Consider the following 16,224-nt stretch of genomic DNA (forward strand, 5'->3'; position numbering starts at 1 on the left):
CGCGAGATGAGTCGCAAACCCACACCTCCCGACCGCCACACGCCGGCCACCGTCCAGCGGCTACGCCTGAGGTACGCCAAGCGCGGGCGGCTGCGGTTCACGAGCCACCGCGACTTCCAGCGGGCGCTGGAGCGGGCGCTGCGGCGGGCCGCCGTACCGATGGCGTTCTCCGCCGGCTTCAGCCCGCACCCGAAGATCTCCTTCGCGGGAGCGGCGCCTACCGGCGCGGCGAGCGAGGCAGAGTACGCAGAACTCGGGCTGGCCGTCGTCCAGGATCCCGAGGCCGTCCGGATTGCCCTGGACGCGGCGCTACCTGACGGTCTGGACGTCCTCGAGATCGTGGAGGCGCGAGGACAGTCGCTGGCCGAGCGGCTCCAGGCGTCCCACTGGCGGATCGAGGTGCCGGTCGCGGAGATGGACGGGCTTGCCGCTGCGGTGGAGGCGTTCCTCGCCCGCGAGACCGTCGAGGTGGAGCGGCTGACCAAGAACGGCCGGAAGGTGTTCGACGTCCGTCCGGCGATCCTGTGCCTCCTGGTTGCGGACCCACCGTACGACCCGGAGGCGGTCGCCGCGGCTCCTGGCGAGGTGGCTCGGGCAGTGTCTGGCAGCCCGCAACCGGTCGGTTACCAGGTGTCGAGCCAGGCCTGTGCGATACTGCAGGTGGTCGTCCGGCATGGAACGCCCGCCGTACGACCCGACGATGTCCTCTCCGGGCTCCGCCTGGCGTCTGGGTTCGAGCTGTCGATGTCGCCTCGTGCGACCCGGCTGGCGCAGGGCCCTTGGGACGAGGTGTCCGGCACCGTGGGCGATCCGTTGGCGCTCGACCGCGACGCCCCCGTCACACCGAAAGTGGCGGAGGCCGTTCCGCGGTAGGCCAGAGCAGCCGGGGTTGCGGTGCTGCCGGTGAGAACGTCGTCGCGGCGATCGGAGAGAACCATTTCTCCCGGTCGGAGCCGACGAAGACGACTTACGTCCGCGTTGCCCAGCGCAACGCAGGCGACCGACAGGGCCCTTGTGCGGCTTTCGAGCCCGAGGGCTGACAGGAGAAAGACTGCATGCTCGACCACGAGCAAGACACCAACAAGTCAGAACCAGCTGAAGATCCTTCGCAGACCGCCGCGAATCCGGCCGACGACCAGCAGGCCGACTCGCCCGGGCGGCGGTCGAGCCGGAAACGGACGACCTCGCGGAAGTCCGCCCGCTCGAAGTCCGACGCGGGGGAGTCCTCCGGCGACCCGGGCACCACGCGTGACAGCGGCGACAGCGGCAGTGTCGGCACGGGTGGCAGCCCCGGGGAACCACCGGCAGGATCCGGGCGAGCAGCCCAGCCCCCCGCGCAGACCGTGGCGTTCCAGGCGCCGTCGGTGCTGTTCCAGCCGCCGACGATCGAGACCGCGCAACCGGTGACCGACGAGGTTGTCGACGAGCCCGCCCCCGGCCGGCGCAAGCGGGGCCGGACCGCCAAGGCCAGCGACACCGGCGACTCCTCTGATGCCCGCGAGGAGGCCGACACCAGCGGCGGCTCCGAGAGCGACAGCGCCGGTAGTACCGGCGCCAGCTCGGACGGCGACGACTCCGACGACGAAGGTGGCCGACGCCGGCGACGCCGGCGTGGTGGCCGGCGGCGCAACAAGAACGCCTCCGACGACGACTCCGGCGCGGACGGCGACGACAGCTCCGACGAGGACCGGTCCGAAGGTGACCGCACCTCCGGAGACGACGACGCCGAGGCCGACCGCGCAGGCGACACCGACGACAGCCAGGCCGACGACGCCGACGGGTCGGGCACTGACGACGAGTCCGGCGGCAACGGGTCCCGTCGGCGCCGGCGCCGGCGCCGGCGCAAGGGAGAGGCGATCGAGGCCGCTCCGGACGACCCAGAGACGACCATCGTCAAGGTGCGGGAACCCCGCAAGTCCGACGAGGTGACCTCGGTCGAGGGCTCGACCCGGCTCGAGGCGAAGAGGCAGCGCAGACGTGAGGGCCGCGAGGCCGGCCGCAGACGGCCGCCGATCCTGTCCGAGTCGGAGTTCCTCGCCCGCCGCGAGTCCGTCGAACGCACGATGGTGATCCGACAGCACGGCGACCGGACCCAGATCGGCGTTCTCGAGGACGACGTACTCGTCGAGCACTACGTCACCCGTGAGACCCAGTCCTCGATGATCGGCAACGTCTACCTCGGCCGGGTTCAGAACGTCCTGCCCAGCATGGAGGCCGCGTTCGTCGACATCGGCCGCGGCCGAAACGCCGTGCTCTACGCCGGTGAGGTCGACTGGAGCGGCCTGGGCCTCGAGGGTCAGCCCAAGCGGATCGAGACCGCGCTCAAGTCCGGCCAGGCCGTGCTGGTCCAGGTCACCAAGGATCCGGTCGGACACAAGGGTGCGCGGCTGACCAGCCAGATCAGCATCCCGGGGCGCTACCTCGTCTACGTACCCCACGGCTCCATGAACGGCATCAGCCGCAAGCTCCCCGACACCGAACGCAACCGGCTCAAGCAGCTGTTGAAGGAGATCGTCCCCGAGGAAGCCGGCGTGGTCGTCCGCACCGCTGCCGAGGGTGCGAGCGAGGAGGAACTCTCCCGCGACGTGTCGCGCCTCCAGGCACAGTGGCAGGAGATCGATAAGAAGGCATCGAACGGGCAGGCGCCGAACCTCCTCTACGCCGAGCCGGACCTGCTGATCAAGGTCGTCCGCGACCTCTTCACCGAGGACTTCACCCGCCTCGTCGTGTCCGGCGACGACGCGTGGGACATGGTCGAGGGCTACGTCCGCCACGTTGCCCCGCACCTGGGCAGCCGGCTGGAACGCTGGACGACGCCGAAGGATGTCTTCGCGTCGTTCCGGATCGACGAGCAGATCATGAAGGCGCTCGACCGCAAGGTGTGGCTGCCGTCGGGCGGGTCGTTGATCATCGAACGCACCGAGGCGATGACGGTCATCGACGTCAACACCGGGAAGTTCACCGGCGCTGGCGGCAACCTCGAGGAGACGGTCACCAAGAACAACCTCGAGGCGGCCGAGGAGATCGTCCGGCAACTCAGACTGCGCGACATCGGCGGCATCATCGTGGTCGACTTCATCGACATGGTGTTGGAGTCCAACCGTGACCTGGTGCTACGCCGTCTGGTGGAGTGCCTGGGCCGGGACCGTACGAAGCACCAGGTGGCCGAGGTGACCTCGCTCGGGCTGGTCCAGATGACCCGGAAGCGGATCGGTACCGGCCTGCTCGAGTCGTTCAGCGAGCCCTGCGAGGCGTGCAACGGTCGCGGGTTCCACATCCGGCTCGATCCTGTCGAGTCCGACGATCACCCGGCGGACGGCGAGGGCGGACGCCGGTCGCGCCGGCGGCGGCGCGGAGGGGGCGGGGGAGCCGCTACGGCGGAGGGCCTCGATACCGACGAGGCATCGTCGGAGCCGGACGCCCAGCCCGAGACGGACGACCAACCTGCCGCAGAGGCTGGGTCCGACGCGGACACCGCAGAAGCTCCGACCGCGGTGGAGGCCGATACCGCGCCAGCGCCCGAGGCGCCGGTTGCGGCAGACGCCCACGCCCAACTCGTGGCGGCGGCCGAGGCTCAACTCGCCGCGGAGGCTGAGACACACGAGGCCGTCGAGGCCAGGGCTGAGGAGGCGGTCGAGGCGGTCGGGGCCCGGCCTGACGAAGTGGTCGAGGCGGTCGCGGCCCGGCCTGACGAAGTGGTCGAGGCGGTCGCGGCCAGGGCTGACGAGGCGGTCGAGGTGGAGCCGTCAGCACCGGCGGTGGCTGAGGTCCAGCCTTCCCCCGCCCAGGAACCCGCCCACGTCGACGAACCCAGTCAGCTGGGCGAACCTAGTCAGCTGGGCGAACCCGGTCAGCCAGGCGAACCTAGTCAGCCAGGCGAACCTAGTCAGCCAGGCGAACCTAGTCAGCCAGCCGAGCCCAGCGACCAGGGCGAAGCGCCCGGTCACGGCGAAGCACCCGATCACGGCGAAGCGTCTCAGCAGGGCGAAGCGCCGGAGCACGATGAAGCGCCCCATTCGGACGAAACGGTCCTGGAGGGGGCACAGCAGGAGACACAGCAGGAGACACAGCAGGAGACACCGAAGGAGACACCGCAGGCCCAGGGGAGTCCCGTCGGTCGTACCAGCTGGTGGTGACCGACCAGGGACCGACGGTGTTCCGTGGGGCGGTCTCGACCTCGCCTCGGCCCACCCTGGCGCCGGCCGCGCGCTCACCCGCTTTGGACCCCATCGCCTCGGTTGGGTATCCTCAACGATCGGCGCGGAGTTCGCGTCTTCGTCGTGTCTGCCGTCGTTGGTCCGGCGCAGTCCTCTGAACTTCGAAGGCGCATAGATCCGAAGCTGCACTTCCCGAAGAGCTTTATCCCGAAGAGAGTGAGACGAGCGGTGTACGCGATCGTGCGCAGTGGCGGCCGGCAGCACAAGGTTGTGGTCGGCGACGTCCTCGAGGTCAACCGGCTCGCCGAGGAGACTGGTGCCACAGTGCAGCTTCCGGCGGTGCTGTTGGTCGACGGCGAGACCGTCACCTCCGACGCCGCGGCGCTCGGCAAGGTCGCGGTCACCGCCGAGGTCCTCGGCGACGCCAAGGGACCGAAGATCAACATTCTCAAGTTCAAGAACAAGACGGGCTACCGCCGCCGCCAGGGTCACCGCCAGAAGCTGACGCAGCTCAAGGTGACCGGCATCGAGACGAAGTAGTCCTCACACAGCACGGCAGGACCACCGGATCCTGCTCCCCACCGCGAACGACAGGCAAAGGGTCGACCGATGGCACACAAGAAGGGCGCCTCGTCCTCCAGGAACGGGCGCGACTCCAATTCGCAGCGGCTCGGCGTCAAGCGCTACGGCGGCCAGCTGGTCAACGCCGGCGAGATCATCGTCCGGCAGCGTGGCACGCACTTCCACCCCGGTGTCAACGTCGGGCGTGGCGGCGACGACACGCTGTTCGCACTGTCCCAGGGCAAGGTCGAGTTCGGCCGCCGGCGCGGGCGCCGGGTGGTGAGCATCGTCGCGGGCGACGGTGCTCCGTCTGAGTGACGCCACTTTCCTGGACAACGGAGTGATGCCGCGAACGCGGCAGTGAGACCTCGAGGGGCGGGCCAGCTGGCCCGCCCCTCTTCACATCGCCGGGGCCGTTCGCACGGGGTTTCCGGTCGCACGCCGACCGCACAGAGCACGTCGTACGCATGAAGGTTCGAGACGAGGGAGGTGAGCCGTGGCGGTTCCGACGTTCGTGGATCGGGTCACCCTGCACGTGGCCGGCGGGGATGGCGGTCATGGCTGTGCCTCCATCCACCGGGAGAAGTTCAAGCCGCTCGGCGGGCCGGACGGCGGTAATGGTGGGCGGGGCGGAAACGTCGTCCTCCAGGTCGATCCCGGCGTGACGACGCTGGTCGACTACTACCACGCACCGCACCGCCGCGGCGGCAACGGCAAGCGTGGCCAGGGCAACAACAAGTCGGGCGCCGAAGGACCCGACGTCATCCTGAGGGTTCCCGACGGCACAGTCGTCAAGTCCATAAACGGCGGGGTGCTGGTCGACCTGATCGGTTCTGGCACGTCGTACGTCATCGCGTCCGGAGGCCATGGCGGTCTCGGCAACGCGGCACTGGCCTCGAAGAAGCGTCGTGCGCCCGGTTTCGCGCTGCTCGGCGAGCCGGGCGAGCGTCGGACGGTGGTCCTGGAGCTGAAGCTGGTCGCCGACATCGGCCTGGTGGGGTTCCCGAGTGCGGGCAAGTCCAGCCTGATCGCCGCGGTGTCGCGGGCACGGCCGAAGATCGCGGACTATCCGTTCACCACACTCGTTCCCAATCTCGGTGTCGTCACGGCGGGGGACACGTCGTTCACGGTGGCCGACGTTCCGGGCTTGATCGAAGGGGCGAGCGAGGGACGCGGGCTCGGCCACGCGTTCCTGCGTCATATCGAACGCTGCAGCGCGCTGTGTCACGTGATCGACTGCGCCACGATCGAATCCGGCCGTGACCCGCTGACCGACCTCGAGGTGATCGAGGCGGAGTTGCGTGCGCACGGTGGGCTCGACGACCGTCCCCGCCTGGTGGCCCTGAACAAGGTGGATGTGCCCGAGGGGCGGGAGCTGGCCGAGATGGTACGCCCGGAGCTGGAGAGCCGCGGCTACGCCGTCTACGACGTGTCGGCGGCCACCAGGGAAGGCATGACCGAGCTGACGTACGCCATGGCCCGGCTCGTGCAGGGGCGCCGTGCCGCCATGCCGCAGGCCGAGCCGACCCGGATCGTGCTCCGCCCGAAGGCGGTGGACGACTCGGAGTTCACGGTCGTCCGCGAGGGAGAGATCTGGCGGGTCACCGGCCGCCGGCCAGAGCGGTGGGTACGCCAGACCGACTTCGCCAACGACGAGGCGGTGGGCTACCTCGCCGATCGGCTGAACCGGTTGGGCGTCGAGGACCGACTGCGCCAGCTCGGTGCGGTGCCGGGTGACGCGGTGGCGGTGGGCTCGGATGAGAACGCCGTCATCTTCGACTTCGACCCGTCGGTGGAGTCAGGGGCGGAGCTGCTCCGCGGGCCGCGCGGCAGCGACCCGCGGCTGGAGGGTCGGTGATGGCCGAGGTTCGGGCCGATGTGGCCGGGGCCCAGCGGGTGGTGGTGAAGGTGGGTTCGTCCTCGCTGACGACCCGCCGAGGTGGGATCGACCCGCACCGGATCGACGCGATGGTCGACGTCCTCGCCGACCGACTTTCCGCGGGAATCGAGATCGTCCTGGTCTCGTCCGGCGCGATCGCGAGCGGGATCGCACCGCTGGGCCTGCGTACCCGCCCGCGCGACCTCGCCACCCAGCAGGCGGCTGCCAGTGTGGGGCAGGGCCTGCTCGTCGCGCGCTACACGGAGGCGTTCGGGCGCCACGGGTTCAGGGTGGCGCAGGTCCTGCTCACGCTCGATGACGTGACCCGACGGTCCCATTACCGGAACGCCTACCGCACCTTTGCCCGGCTGCTCGAGCTCGGCGTCGTCCCGCTCGTCAACGAGAACGACTCCGTGGCCACCGAGGAGATCCGGTTCGGTGACAACGACCGGCTGGCCGCGTTGGTCGCGCACCTGGTCCACGCCGATCTGTTGGTGCTGTTCTCCGACGTCGACGGGTTGTACGACGGAGACCCCCGACGCGCCGGTACGCAACGGATCGCGGAGATCCGGGCCGAGGCCGACCTCGACCAGGTGATGCTCGGCCGGACGGGCCGCTCAGGTGTCGGGACCGGTGGGATGACGACCAAGGTGGAGGCCGCCCGAATCGCCACGGGCGCCGGCGTCCCCGTGATCCTCGCCGACGCGGCCGATGCGGCACGGGCACTCGTCGGCGAACGGGTCGGGACGTACTTCCACGTCACCGGCCGCCGACGTCCGACCCGGCTACTCTGGCTCGCACACGCGACCACGCCACGCGGGCGGCTACGCCTTGACCCGGGTGCGGTGCGTGCGGTCTGCGAACGTCGGGCATCCTTGCTCCCAGCAGGGATTGTCGAGGTCGAAGGCAGCTTCGATGCCGGCGATCCGGTGGACCTGATAGACCCGGATGGCCAGACTGTCGCTCGCGGCCTGGTCAACTTCGACGCACAGGAGCTGCCCGGTCTGCTCGGGCGGTCGACTCGTGACCTCGCGCGGGAGTTCGGTCCGGCCTACGAGCGCGAGGTCGTCCATCGGGACGATCTCGTCCTGACCCAGCGCCGGCACGGCGCCCGAGCGTGAGGAGCGCCGGCGGTGGTGAGCTCAGAAGAGCCACGGATGTGGCACATCACCGTCACGGTGGCCGGTGAGCCGCATGATGTCACCGAGGTCCAGGCTGGTCTGGAACGTCTGACCGAGGAGCGGCCCTTCCTGCTGACGGTCCGTTACCGGGCCGACCGGGTGGAGGTGCGGTACTGGGAGCAGGCGACCACCATCCTCGACGCGGCCTCCCTCGCCCTTCGGCTCTGGACCGAGCATCGCGACAGCGCCCGGCTCCCGCGGTGGGAGGTCATCGGGCTCGAGGTACTCGACCGGGAGACCTTCGCCATGCGGGTCGACGAGGGGACCGCTCCGCCGCCCGTCGCCGGTGCCGCCGACGTCCGCCCGTACTGATCTGTCGTCTGTACGGATCTGTCGGATCTGTCGTACCCCTCCGTTCCCGATCCTCGGACAACTCGTGCAGCGCACGGTGTGGCCCGCGTCGAAGCTGGACATTCTCAAAAGGAAGGGACAGCTGGCGACAAGTACGCGGAGGCTCGCATGAATCGGGTCGTTCACTTCGAGATCAAGGCCGACAACCTGGATCGGGCCGAGCGGTTCTACGCGAACGTGTTCGGCTGGTCGTTTCGGCGCTGGAACGGTCCGACGGAATTCCGGTTGATCACCACCGGGTCCGATGACACGGCAGGCATCAACGGGGGACTCGCGCCACGTCAGGGCGATGCCAGCGTGGATCACACGAACGCGGCGGGGGCGTTCCTGTGCACGATCGAGGTGGACGACCTCGACGTCGTGGAGAAGGCCGTCGCCAACGCCGGTGGCCGCCAGGTCGGCGAACGACGGGCACTTCCGAGTGTCGGCTGGATGGCGTACTTCGTCGATCCCGAAGGCAACCACTTCGGCGCGCTGCAGCCCGACGACACGGTGGTCGCGCCCCGCATGTGAGAACCGCGCTCCCGCTGAGAACCGCGCTGCCGCAAGAACCGCGATCTCACGCAAAGAACCGCGCTCGCCCAAATGACCACGCTGCCGCTGAGAACCGCGCGCGCAAATGACCACGCTGAGCATGCTTCCGGTAACCGGGCCATGCGTACATGCCGGGTCCGGCTACCACAGGCATGGGCAGCGTGGTCATTTGCGGCCGGGACTGGCGGGGCGCCTAGGATCGGACCATGAGCACTGATCGCGATGCCGTCCGCGAGACGGCCTGCCGGGCGCGGACCGCGGCGGTCGATCTCGCGAGCCGCTCCCGGGCCGACAAGGACGCCGCGCTCCACGCGATGGCGTCCGGCCTCGAGGCGGCGGCGCCCACGATCATCGCCGCCAACGCCGGTGACGTCGAGCGGGTCCGCGACGGGGGTACGTCCGAGGCGATCATCGACCGGCTTCGGCTCGACGAGAAGCGCGTCCATGCGATGGCCGACGGACTCCGCGACGTCGCCGCCCTGACCGACCCGGTGGGTGAGGTCGTCCGCGGCTACACCCTTCCCAACGGGCTCGAGCTGCGACAGGTGCGGGTGCCCTTCGGTGTGGTCGGGATCATCTACGAAGCCCGCCCCAACGTCACCGCCGACGCCGCCGGCCTGTGCCTCAAGAGCGGTAACGCCGTGCTGCTGCGCGGCTCGTCGTCGGCCCGTGGCTCCAACGAAGCGATCGTCGCAGCCCTCCGCAACGCCCTTGTGGGCAAGGGATTCCCAGCAGATTCGGTCCAGCTGGTCCCCGGCGACAGCCACGAGTCCGTCAAGCACCTGATGCGGGCCCGCGGCCTCGTCGACGTGCTCATCCCGCGCGGGGGAGCCACCCTTATCCGCAGCGTGGTCGAGGAGTCGACCGTGCCGGTGATCGAGACCGGCGTCGGCAACTGCCACGTCTACGTCGACAGCGCGGCAGACCTCGACATGGCGATCGACATCCTCCTCAACGCCAAGACCCAGCGGCCGAGCGTCTGCAACGCCGCCGAGACCTTCCTCGTCCATGCCGACATCGCCGACACGTTCGTTCCCCGTGCGTTGGCGGCACTTGCCGGGGCCGGCGTGACGGTCCACGGGGACGAGCGGATCCGGTCGTACGGCAAGGACCACGTCGTGCCGGCCACACCAGAGGACTGGGGCACCGAGTACCTCTCGCTCGACATCGCAGGTGCTGTCGTCGACTCTCTGGACGATGCCTGCCGGCACATTCGTACGCACGGATCGGGTCACACCGACGCGATCGTCACCGGCTCCCAGCAGGCAGCTCGGCGGTTCGTGCAGGCGGTCGACTCGGCGGCGGTGGTCGTCAACGCGTCGACGCGGTTCACCGACGGCGGGGAGTTCGGGTTCGGTGCCGAGATCGGGATCTCCACGCAGAAGCTCCACGCCCGCGGTCCGATGGGCCTGCCGGAGTTGACGTCGACGAAGTACGTCGTGGTCGGCGAGGGTCAGATCCGCGCCTGACCGCCGGACTGGATCGACGGACTGGATCGCCGGACTGGATCGACGGTCGGGCCTCGCGGCGGGGGCGGCATGGCGCGCCCGGTAGGCTGCCCGCCATGGAGTCGTACGCCACTATCGTCGGCAGCATCGTCCTCGCCCAGCCGGCCCACCACATCGAGCTGCCGGTGCCGGCCGAGGTCATCGGCCTGGGAAGTTTCGTCCTGCTGACGGTGCTCCTCCTGATCACTCTCGCGATCGGCAGGGGCCGCCCGCACAGCTGAGCGGGTACGCGAGAGGGGCGGTTGAGGCTGTTGAGCGCGCAGGGCGCGGGAGGCCAGACGTGAGCAACGCAAGGCCGCTGCGCCTGGGCGTGATGGGCGGCACGTTCGACCCGATCCACCACGGGCACCTGGTGGCGGCGAGCGAGGTGCAGGCCTGGTTCGATCTCGATGAGGTCATATTCGTCCCCACCGGCCAGCCATGGCAGAAGGACGATCGGGAAGTCTCCCTCGCTGAGGACCGCTATCTCATGACGGTCATCGCGACGGCGTCCAACCCGAGGTTCTCGGTGAGCCGGGTGGACATCGACCGCCCAGGGCTCACCTACACGGTCGACACGTTGCGGGATCTCCGCGAGGCGCGCGGGCCGGACGCGGAGTTCTACTTCATCACCGGCGCTGATGCCCTGACCCAGATCCTCACGTGGCGCGACGTGGACGAACTCTTCGCGATGGCGCACTTCGTGGGGTGCACGAGGCCGGGGCACACGATCGACACCGACCAGATACCGTCCAACGGCATCACGCTGTTGGAGATCCCCGCCCTGGCGATTTCGTCTACGGAATGTCGTGAGCGCGTCGCAGCCGGTCAACCTATCTGGTATCTCGTACCCGACGGCATCGTGCAGTACATCAACAAGAGGCGGATGTACCGCGGTGGCTGAGCCAGATTCGAATCACCGGTCAACTTGACGAATGCGGCGTGAGATCCTGGAGTCGTTCGTACGCCGATGAGCGAACGGCGGGTCGGGCCGCAATGTCCGGGTTTCGCCGAGAAAGGACCTCGTGCCCGCAACCACCCACGCCGTCGAGTTGGCCCACCTGGCCGCGCGGTCTGCTTCTGACAAGCTGGCCCACGACATCATCTGTTTTGACGTCTCTGAGCGGCTCGCCCTCGCCGATGCGTTCCTTTTGTGCTCTGCCACCAATGACCGCCAGGTCGGCGCCATCGTCGATGAGATCCTCGACCGGTTGGCCGCTGCTGGCGCGAAGCCCGCCCGCCGCGAAGGCGAGCGGGACAACCGCTGGGTCCTTCTCGACTACGGCGATCTTGTCGTTCACGTTCAGCACGTCGAGGAGCGTGAGTTCTACGCGCTCGAACGGTTGTGGCGTGACTGCCCGGAGATCCCGCTCCCCGAGACAGTCCTTGCGGGCGCGCCCGGTGGCGAGTCGGTCGCTGACCGTCGTCGTCCGACCGGCACCGACCTGTGACCGCCGCGCGCCTGGTGGTGTGGCGGCACGGCCGCACGTCGTGGAACTTCGAGGGAAAGTTTCAGGGCCAGACCGACATTCCGCTCGACCCTGTCGGCATTGAGCAGGCGCGGGCGGCCGCTGCCCGGCTCGCTGCCCTGCGCCCTGCCGCGATCGTGTCCAGCGACCTCCAGCGGGCCGCGCAGACCGCCGCTGAACTCGCCCGACTCACCGGCCTCGAGGTCACCTACGACCTGGACCTCCGGGAGATCGACGTCGGCTCGTGGGCGGGCATGACGCGCGAGGAGTTCCGCGCCCGCTTCCCCGACATCCAGGCACGTGGGGATGCGGGCGAGGACTACCGCCGGGGCGGCGACGGCGAGACCGTCGCCGAACTCGCCGAACGAGCCGAGAAGGGCTTACGGCGGGCGATCGATCTCGTTCGCGACGGGGAGACCGTCGTCGCGGCATGTCACGGCCTCGCCATGCGGGTGGGCATCGCCCGGCTGGTCGGCCTGCCCGCCGCGTACTGGGAGGCGTTGGGTGGGTTGAGCAACTGTTCCTGGGTGGTGTGCGAACCGGGACGACGCGGCTGGCGGATCGTCGAATGGAACGCTGGAACCTTGCCGGAGCCGGTCCTGAGTGATGATCGCTGAGGACGCGGCCAACGCGGTTGTGGCCCGCCTGCGCGGAGCGGTGACCTGATTTCACCTCGCGTACGCCGACCAGATATGCTCGCCTGGCCCGAGTGAGAGGGCCGCGGGGCTGTAGCGCAGTTGGTAGCGCACCTCCATGGCATGGAGGGGGTCAGGGGTTCGAATCCCCTCAGCTCCACTCACGAACTCGCAGGTCAGAGGCCCTAGGCGCGAAAGCAGCCGGGGCCTCTCGCTGTTGGATGCCCGATCTGGCAGCGAAATGGGAGCGAAGGACCTCAGGACACCGCTGCCCCTCCACACCTGGGTAGGGAGTTACGTAGTGACTGGGGAGAGTGTGAGAGGCCAGGAACTGGTGACTGTCACTCCCGCTGTCACGCCCGCTTCTGCAGGTCAAGGACGGTTGAGTGACAGAGTGACAGTGGTGACAGAGCCGGCATGTCCCTGGCGTAACCAACGCTGAGAACGGCGACCTGGGCATCAGCGCGCTCCTAGTACTGCCGAGCCTGGCTCTCTCTTGATCAAGGTCGCCGCTGGTGCGGCGCTCGCCGGCCGCCCTTGCGGGCGCCCTAGGGGCCCTCCTCGGACGGCCGGCGCATAGCGAGACTCCTGCACTCAACGAAGACCTCGTCTCGCGACCCTTGTCGGGACGTGCGCTTGTATTCATTCGCGCGTTGCTTTGATCACGTAGACCGCTGGCAGCCAGGTCGCGGGCTCGCCGAGACCGTCATACATGGTGGGGTACGGCGCCTCGAAGAACTGCTCGATACGCAGTCCGGCCCGCAGGAGGCTCATCACGACGTCGCTCACTGGCCATAGGAACGCGTCGAACGAGACCTCAGGCGTCCACCCGATCGGGCGCTTGGACTGGTCGTAGGTCTGTTCTTTGGGCTGACCGCGGCCGAAATAGTCGACGGTTACAGCTACCTCGCCAGGCCGTCGGACGCCGAGGACCTCCCAGATCGGGTGGTGCTCGTTGAGCAGGAACGTCCCGCCGGGGCGCAGACGGTCGGCGATCATCTGAGCCCACCGGTCAAGGTCGGGGAGCCAGCACACGACGCCCGCTTGGGCAAAGATCACATCGAAGTCCCGCAACTGGCTTGGCATCTCATACATGTCAGCCGCGATGAACTGCGCGTCTGCCCCCGTCTCGCGGGCCAGAGTTCTCGCCGCCTCGATCGCGACGTCACTGATGTCGACACCGGTCACTGAAGCACCGAGGAGGGCCCAGGAGATCGAGGCGTTGCCGTTGGCGCACGCGAGGTGAAGCATCCGCTTACCGGCAACGTCCGGCAGGAGTCCTGGTTCCCAGTCCTCGAGCGTGGTGCCACCTTGCAGGAAGAACTCAGGCGGCTGTGATGGCCGAGCCGGGGCGATCGCATTCCAACCGAGCCGGTTCGACCTCGTATGGGCAAGGATTCGGTCCATGGGCCGGACCGTACTCACCATGGCCGCACCTCACCAACCGAATACGCCCTCGCGATGCAACCCGCGTGCAATAGGCCGCCGGACTGATCTGGACGGCGATGGACAACAAGACCCAGCGAACGGCCACGACGACTCGCCACGCACGCTGACCCGATCCACGCTCGGCGCAGCGTGAACGGGCGAGGTGTCTTTGCAAGTGGTGGTGCACCAGCATGCGACGCCCCAGCCGCGTGGGGGTCTCAGGGAGGGCGGCCGTCGGAAGATGGCCCATGAAGATATGGTCCCGCAGTGGGATTCGAAGGTTCATACCTGTGGCGGCTGCGCCGGAAGATTGGCTCCGAGTTGGTCGTCGTGCCCGGCGCCCAGGTTCTGGTCATTGACTCGGACGACAGGTTGCTTCTGATCCGGCGCAGCGACACGGGACGCTGGGGGCTGCCCGCTGGCAGTGCAGAACCACATTCGACCTTTGCGCTTACCGCGGTTCGCGAACTCGAGGAAGAGACCGGCCTGCGTGCCGAGGTCGCCGACCTCGAACCCTTCGCCTGCGTCTCGAATCCCGACCGGTACGCGGTGACGTACCCCAACGGCGACCAGGTGCATGCATTTGCGCTGTGCTTCGCTGTCAGAACGTGGACCGGCGCACTACATCCGCTCGACGGGGAGGCCCTCGACCTCCGCTTCTTCACCGACCTCCCCGACCAGCGCCACGATCAGGTGGACGAGACGCTGAGACTCTGGCACGCGTACGGTCGAACCGGACGGTTCCAGGTCGCCTAGGAGCGCGGGAACTTGCAAACGCGACTCCTAACAGGAGCGCTGGACGATCGTGGGCAACGGCCGACAGGCTGGGCCGTTCGAGCCCATCCGTCCCGCGTGGCTTGGACGTCGATGGACGCTTGCCGGACGATCGTCAGCGGCCTACGGAACAGATGGTCCGGCGTGCGGGATCTTGACGCTTAGCCATTGTGGGAGGACTCCGGGAGGGAAGGCCGGGCTCCTCATCCGTCGAGTCATTTGACGTTAAACGAGGGCGTCGGTGAGGGCGCGACGATGCTCGTTGATGTACGCCAGGTCTCGGAGCGCACCATCCCTGTGCGTGTTCTCCCGCCACATCTCAGACCAGCCTGGCTTGCCTGCCTTGCCCCAGGCTTCGCCCGTGTCCAACACGCATTGAATCCGCCGTTCGATCAGTTCCACGAGGCGCGCGCGGTCGTGGAACTCTAGGCCGTACGAGTCGCAGAACGAGCGCAGTCGGGCGGCGCGCTCGTCGATGCTGGCCGGCCAGCTCCGCCCGGCTGTATCGCTGTAGAGCGGGACGAACCGCCAGACCGCGTAAGCAATGTCCCACAATGGTGTTCCGGGGGCGGCCAGGTCCCAGTCGAAGAAGGCAACTGGGATGCCCTGTCGATAGACCGCGTTGAACGGTGCCAGGTCGTTGTGACAGATGATGTCGCCTTGTGTCGGTGCGCGGACCATCACCTGCCAGTGTGGGTTGGCTGGGGATTGAAAGCTTCTGGACAGATCGTGATAGCGGCGGATGAGACGAGCAGCCTCGACTAGCGCTCGTTCTGACCAGATCCAGCTTTGAGCGCCCGAGCTGTCGGTGTCTCCGTCGATGAAGGTCAGCACCTCGCGCCCCTGGTCATCGACGCCTAGTACGCGGGGGGCCGCTTCGAAACCGTGGGCTTCGAGGTGCTTCAAAAGCTGGTGCACGGCGGGCGTCCAAGCTCCAGTCGCCCGCCTGACGGTATCGCCTGCACGGGCCACCGGGTTGAGGTTGCCACCTGCGAGGACTTCTTCTGGCACGAGGCCACGCTACAGTCGAGAGCCAGTGGGGTGGCCAGAGTCGCCACCGTGCAACCCGCGTGCAACACGGAGCCGGACGGGTCTGGACTGGCCTGGACATGTGAGCGTCGAAGCGGCGGCTCTCCACTGTGAATGAGTGAGCCCTCGACCGATCTGGACCTTGCCTGGCCAGCCGTGTGCGAGGCCGACGAGGACAGCCACGCTCTGACGTGGGGTCTTTGCTTCCGGGCTGGGTGCCACCCGTCCGCGGTTGGCCGCATGATGCGCTCGCTGTAGTCGGACCGACGGAAGTGCCCGCGCGTGGGCCGAGGAAGACGTACTCGAATCCGGCACACCATACGACGTCGCCGCCGTCGCGGAGCGGGGCCCGGCAGGCGATCCTGTGATCCTCACCATCCCGCGACCCAGTTCTCGGCGATGGTCTTCTCGATGAGACTCTCAATGCGCGCGACAAGATGCTGTTCCCGGGTGGGATGGCCTTCGACCGTCCAGGCCCGCTGACCACGAGCGTGGCGGTCCTCACCCTCCCACGGAGGGACGTGATCGATTGGATTGTCGGATACGTCGTCACATAACTCCAGCACCTTCTTGATGGCGTCCTCGTAACGCTGGGCGCGCACCTGCGGATCCTTGGAAAGATAGAACGTGGCACTTCTGGTCTTGAGATATGGATACTCAGCCGGGTTGATTCGCGGTCGCTCGCTCATGAGGTCCCTCCGTCAAGAGGAGTCCAGCATGACCGAAGATCTTGACAAGG

General features: G+C 68.2%; 17 protein-coding genes and 1 tRNA gene. 15 read left to right on the forward strand and 3 right to left on the reverse strand.

Annotation, left to right across the window (positions count from 1 at the left end; genetic code table 11):
* Positions 1-6 precede the first annotated feature (6 nt).
* The 14 genes from ABNF93_RS03750 to ABNF93_RS03815 all read left to right on the forward strand — a co-directional run bounded on the left by ABNF93_RS03750 (position 7) and on the right by ABNF93_RS03815 (position 12,414).
* Positions 7-873, forward strand: coding sequence for a TIGR03936 family radical SAM-associated protein (locus ABNF93_RS03750; RefSeq protein ID WP_349326100.1), 867 nt, complete (start codon positions 7-9; stop codon positions 871-873).
* A 182-nt stretch (positions 874-1,055) separates the two neighbouring features.
* Positions 1,056-4,136: an Rne/Rng family ribonuclease gene (locus ABNF93_RS03755; protein ID WP_349326101.1), complete on the forward strand. Its 3,081-nt coding sequence runs from the start codon at positions 1,056-1,058 to the stop codon at positions 4,134-4,136.
* 249 nt (positions 4,137-4,385) lie between these two features.
* On the forward strand, positions 4,386-4,697 hold the full coding sequence (gene rplU / locus ABNF93_RS03760; protein ID WP_349326624.1) for a 50S ribosomal protein L21: 312 nt from the start codon (positions 4,386-4,388) through the stop codon (positions 4,695-4,697).
* 69 nt (positions 4,698-4,766) lie between these two features.
* Positions 4,767-5,036, forward strand: coding sequence for a 50S ribosomal protein L27 (gene rpmA, locus ABNF93_RS03765; protein ID WP_349326102.1), 270 nt, complete (start codon positions 4,767-4,769; stop codon positions 5,034-5,036).
* A 178-nt stretch (positions 5,037-5,214) separates the two neighbouring features.
* A complete protein-coding gene (obgE, locus tag ABNF93_RS03770) occupies positions 5,215-6,576 on the forward strand; it encodes a GTPase ObgE (RefSeq protein ID WP_349326103.1) in 1,362 nt (453 codons plus the stop codon).
* Complete coding sequence (gene proB, locus ABNF93_RS03775) at positions 6,576-7,718, forward strand: glutamate 5-kinase (protein WP_349326104.1); 1,143 nt, start codon at positions 6,576-6,578, stop codon at positions 7,716-7,718. The genes obgE and proB overlap by 1 nt, the downstream gene beginning before the upstream one ends.
* 15 nt (positions 7,719-7,733) lie before the next feature.
* Positions 7,734-8,090: a DUF8830 family protein gene (locus ABNF93_RS03780; protein ID WP_349326105.1), complete on the forward strand. Its 357-nt coding sequence runs from the start codon at positions 7,734-7,736 to the stop codon at positions 8,088-8,090.
* A 147-nt stretch (positions 8,091-8,237) separates the two neighbouring features.
* On the forward strand, positions 8,238-8,642 hold the full coding sequence (locus tag ABNF93_RS03785) for a VOC family protein (RefSeq protein ID WP_349326106.1): 405 nt from the start codon (positions 8,238-8,240) through the stop codon (positions 8,640-8,642).
* A gap of 227 nt (positions 8,643-8,869) precedes the next feature.
* Complete coding sequence (locus tag ABNF93_RS03790; RefSeq protein WP_349326107.1) at positions 8,870-10,132, forward strand: glutamate-5-semialdehyde dehydrogenase; 1,263 nt, start codon at positions 8,870-8,872, stop codon at positions 10,130-10,132.
* 95 nt (positions 10,133-10,227) lie between these two features.
* Entirely contained in the window at positions 10,228-10,392 is a 165-nt protein-coding gene (locus tag ABNF93_RS03795) for a hypothetical protein (RefSeq protein WP_349326108.1), read from the forward strand.
* Positions 10,393-10,451: 59 nt separating this feature from the next.
* Positions 10,452-11,054: a nicotinate-nucleotide adenylyltransferase gene (nadD, locus tag ABNF93_RS03800; protein WP_349326109.1), complete on the forward strand. Its 603-nt coding sequence runs from the start codon at positions 10,452-10,454 to the stop codon at positions 11,052-11,054.
* Positions 11,055-11,175: 121 nt separating this feature from the next.
* Positions 11,176-11,601, forward strand: coding sequence for a ribosome silencing factor (gene rsfS / locus ABNF93_RS03805; RefSeq protein WP_349326110.1), 426 nt, complete (start codon positions 11,176-11,178; stop codon positions 11,599-11,601).
* The gene (locus ABNF93_RS03810) at positions 11,598-12,236 is read left to right on the forward strand and encodes a histidine phosphatase family protein (protein WP_349326111.1); all 639 of its coding nucleotides are present in this window, start codon (positions 11,598-11,600) and stop codon (positions 12,234-12,236) included. Before rsfS ends, ABNF93_RS03810 begins: the two co-directional genes overlap by 4 nt.
* Before the next feature lie 105 nt (positions 12,237-12,341).
* Positions 12,342-12,414 (forward strand) — tRNA-Ala (locus ABNF93_RS03815).
* 482 nt (positions 12,415-12,896) lie between these two features.
* Here the strand turns inward: ABNF93_RS03815 and ABNF93_RS03820 are convergent.
* Positions 12,897-13,661 (reverse strand): class I SAM-dependent methyltransferase, encoded by a 765-nt coding sequence (locus ABNF93_RS03820; RefSeq protein ID WP_349326112.1) that lies wholly within the window; start codon positions 13,659-13,661, stop codon positions 12,897-12,899.
* A gap of 288 nt (positions 13,662-13,949) precedes the next feature.
* Between ABNF93_RS03820 and ABNF93_RS03825 the strand changes: the two genes are divergently transcribed.
* Entirely contained in the window at positions 13,950-14,438 is a 489-nt protein-coding gene (locus ABNF93_RS03825; protein WP_349326113.1) for an NUDIX domain-containing protein, read from the forward strand.
* A gap of 243 nt (positions 14,439-14,681) precedes the next feature.
* Here ABNF93_RS03825 and ABNF93_RS03830 read toward each other — a convergent pair whose 3' ends face one another.
* Positions 14,682-15,467, reverse strand: a complete 786-nt coding sequence (locus ABNF93_RS03830) for a phosphotransferase (RefSeq protein ID WP_349326114.1) — start codon at positions 15,465-15,467, stop codon at positions 14,682-14,684.
* A 389-nt stretch (positions 15,468-15,856) separates the two neighbouring features.
* Complete coding sequence (locus ABNF93_RS03835; protein WP_349326115.1) at positions 15,857-16,174, reverse strand: hypothetical protein; 318 nt, start codon at positions 16,172-16,174, stop codon at positions 15,857-15,859.
* Positions 16,175-16,224: the final 50 nt, after the last annotated feature.

It is taken from the genome of Actinopolymorpha sp. B9G3, assembly GCF_040120725.1.
In the GTDB taxonomy this organism is placed as follows: domain Bacteria; phylum Actinomycetota; class Actinomycetes; order Propionibacteriales; family Actinopolymorphaceae; genus Thermasporomyces.

What these genes read in the sequence shown, in the direction of transcription:
- ABNF93_RS03750 (WP_349326100.1), top strand. Translation starts at nt 7, where the DNA reads ATGAGTCGCAAACCCACACCTCCCGACCGCCACACGCCGGCCACCGTC.
- ABNF93_RS03755 (WP_349326101.1), top strand. Translation starts at nt 1,056, where the DNA reads ATGCTCGACCACGAGCAAGACACCAACAAGTCAGAACCAGCTGAAGAT.
- rpmA (WP_349326102.1), top strand. Translation starts at nt 4,767, where the DNA reads ATGGCACACAAGAAGGGCGCCTCGTCCTCCAGGAACGGGCGCGACTCC.
- proB (WP_349326104.1), top strand. Translation starts at nt 6,576, where the DNA reads ATGGCCGAGGTTCGGGCCGATGTGGCCGGGGCCCAGCGGGTGGTGGTG.
- ABNF93_RS03785 (WP_349326106.1), top strand. Translation starts at nt 8,238, where the DNA reads ATGAATCGGGTCGTTCACTTCGAGATCAAGGCCGACAACCTGGATCGG.
- ABNF93_RS03790 (WP_349326107.1), top strand. Translation starts at nt 8,870, where the DNA reads ATGAGCACTGATCGCGATGCCGTCCGCGAGACGGCCTGCCGGGCGCGG.
- ABNF93_RS03795 (WP_349326108.1), top strand. Translation starts at nt 10,228, where the DNA reads ATGGAGTCGTACGCCACTATCGTCGGCAGCATCGTCCTCGCCCAGCCG.
- ABNF93_RS03820 (WP_349326112.1), bottom strand. Translation starts at nt 13,661, where the DNA reads ATGGACCGAATCCTTGCCCATACGAGGTCGAACCGGCTCGGTTGGAAT.
- ABNF93_RS03835 (WP_349326115.1), bottom strand. Translation starts at nt 16,174, where the DNA reads ATGAGCGAGCGACCGCGAATCAACCCGGCTGAGTATCCATATCTCAAG.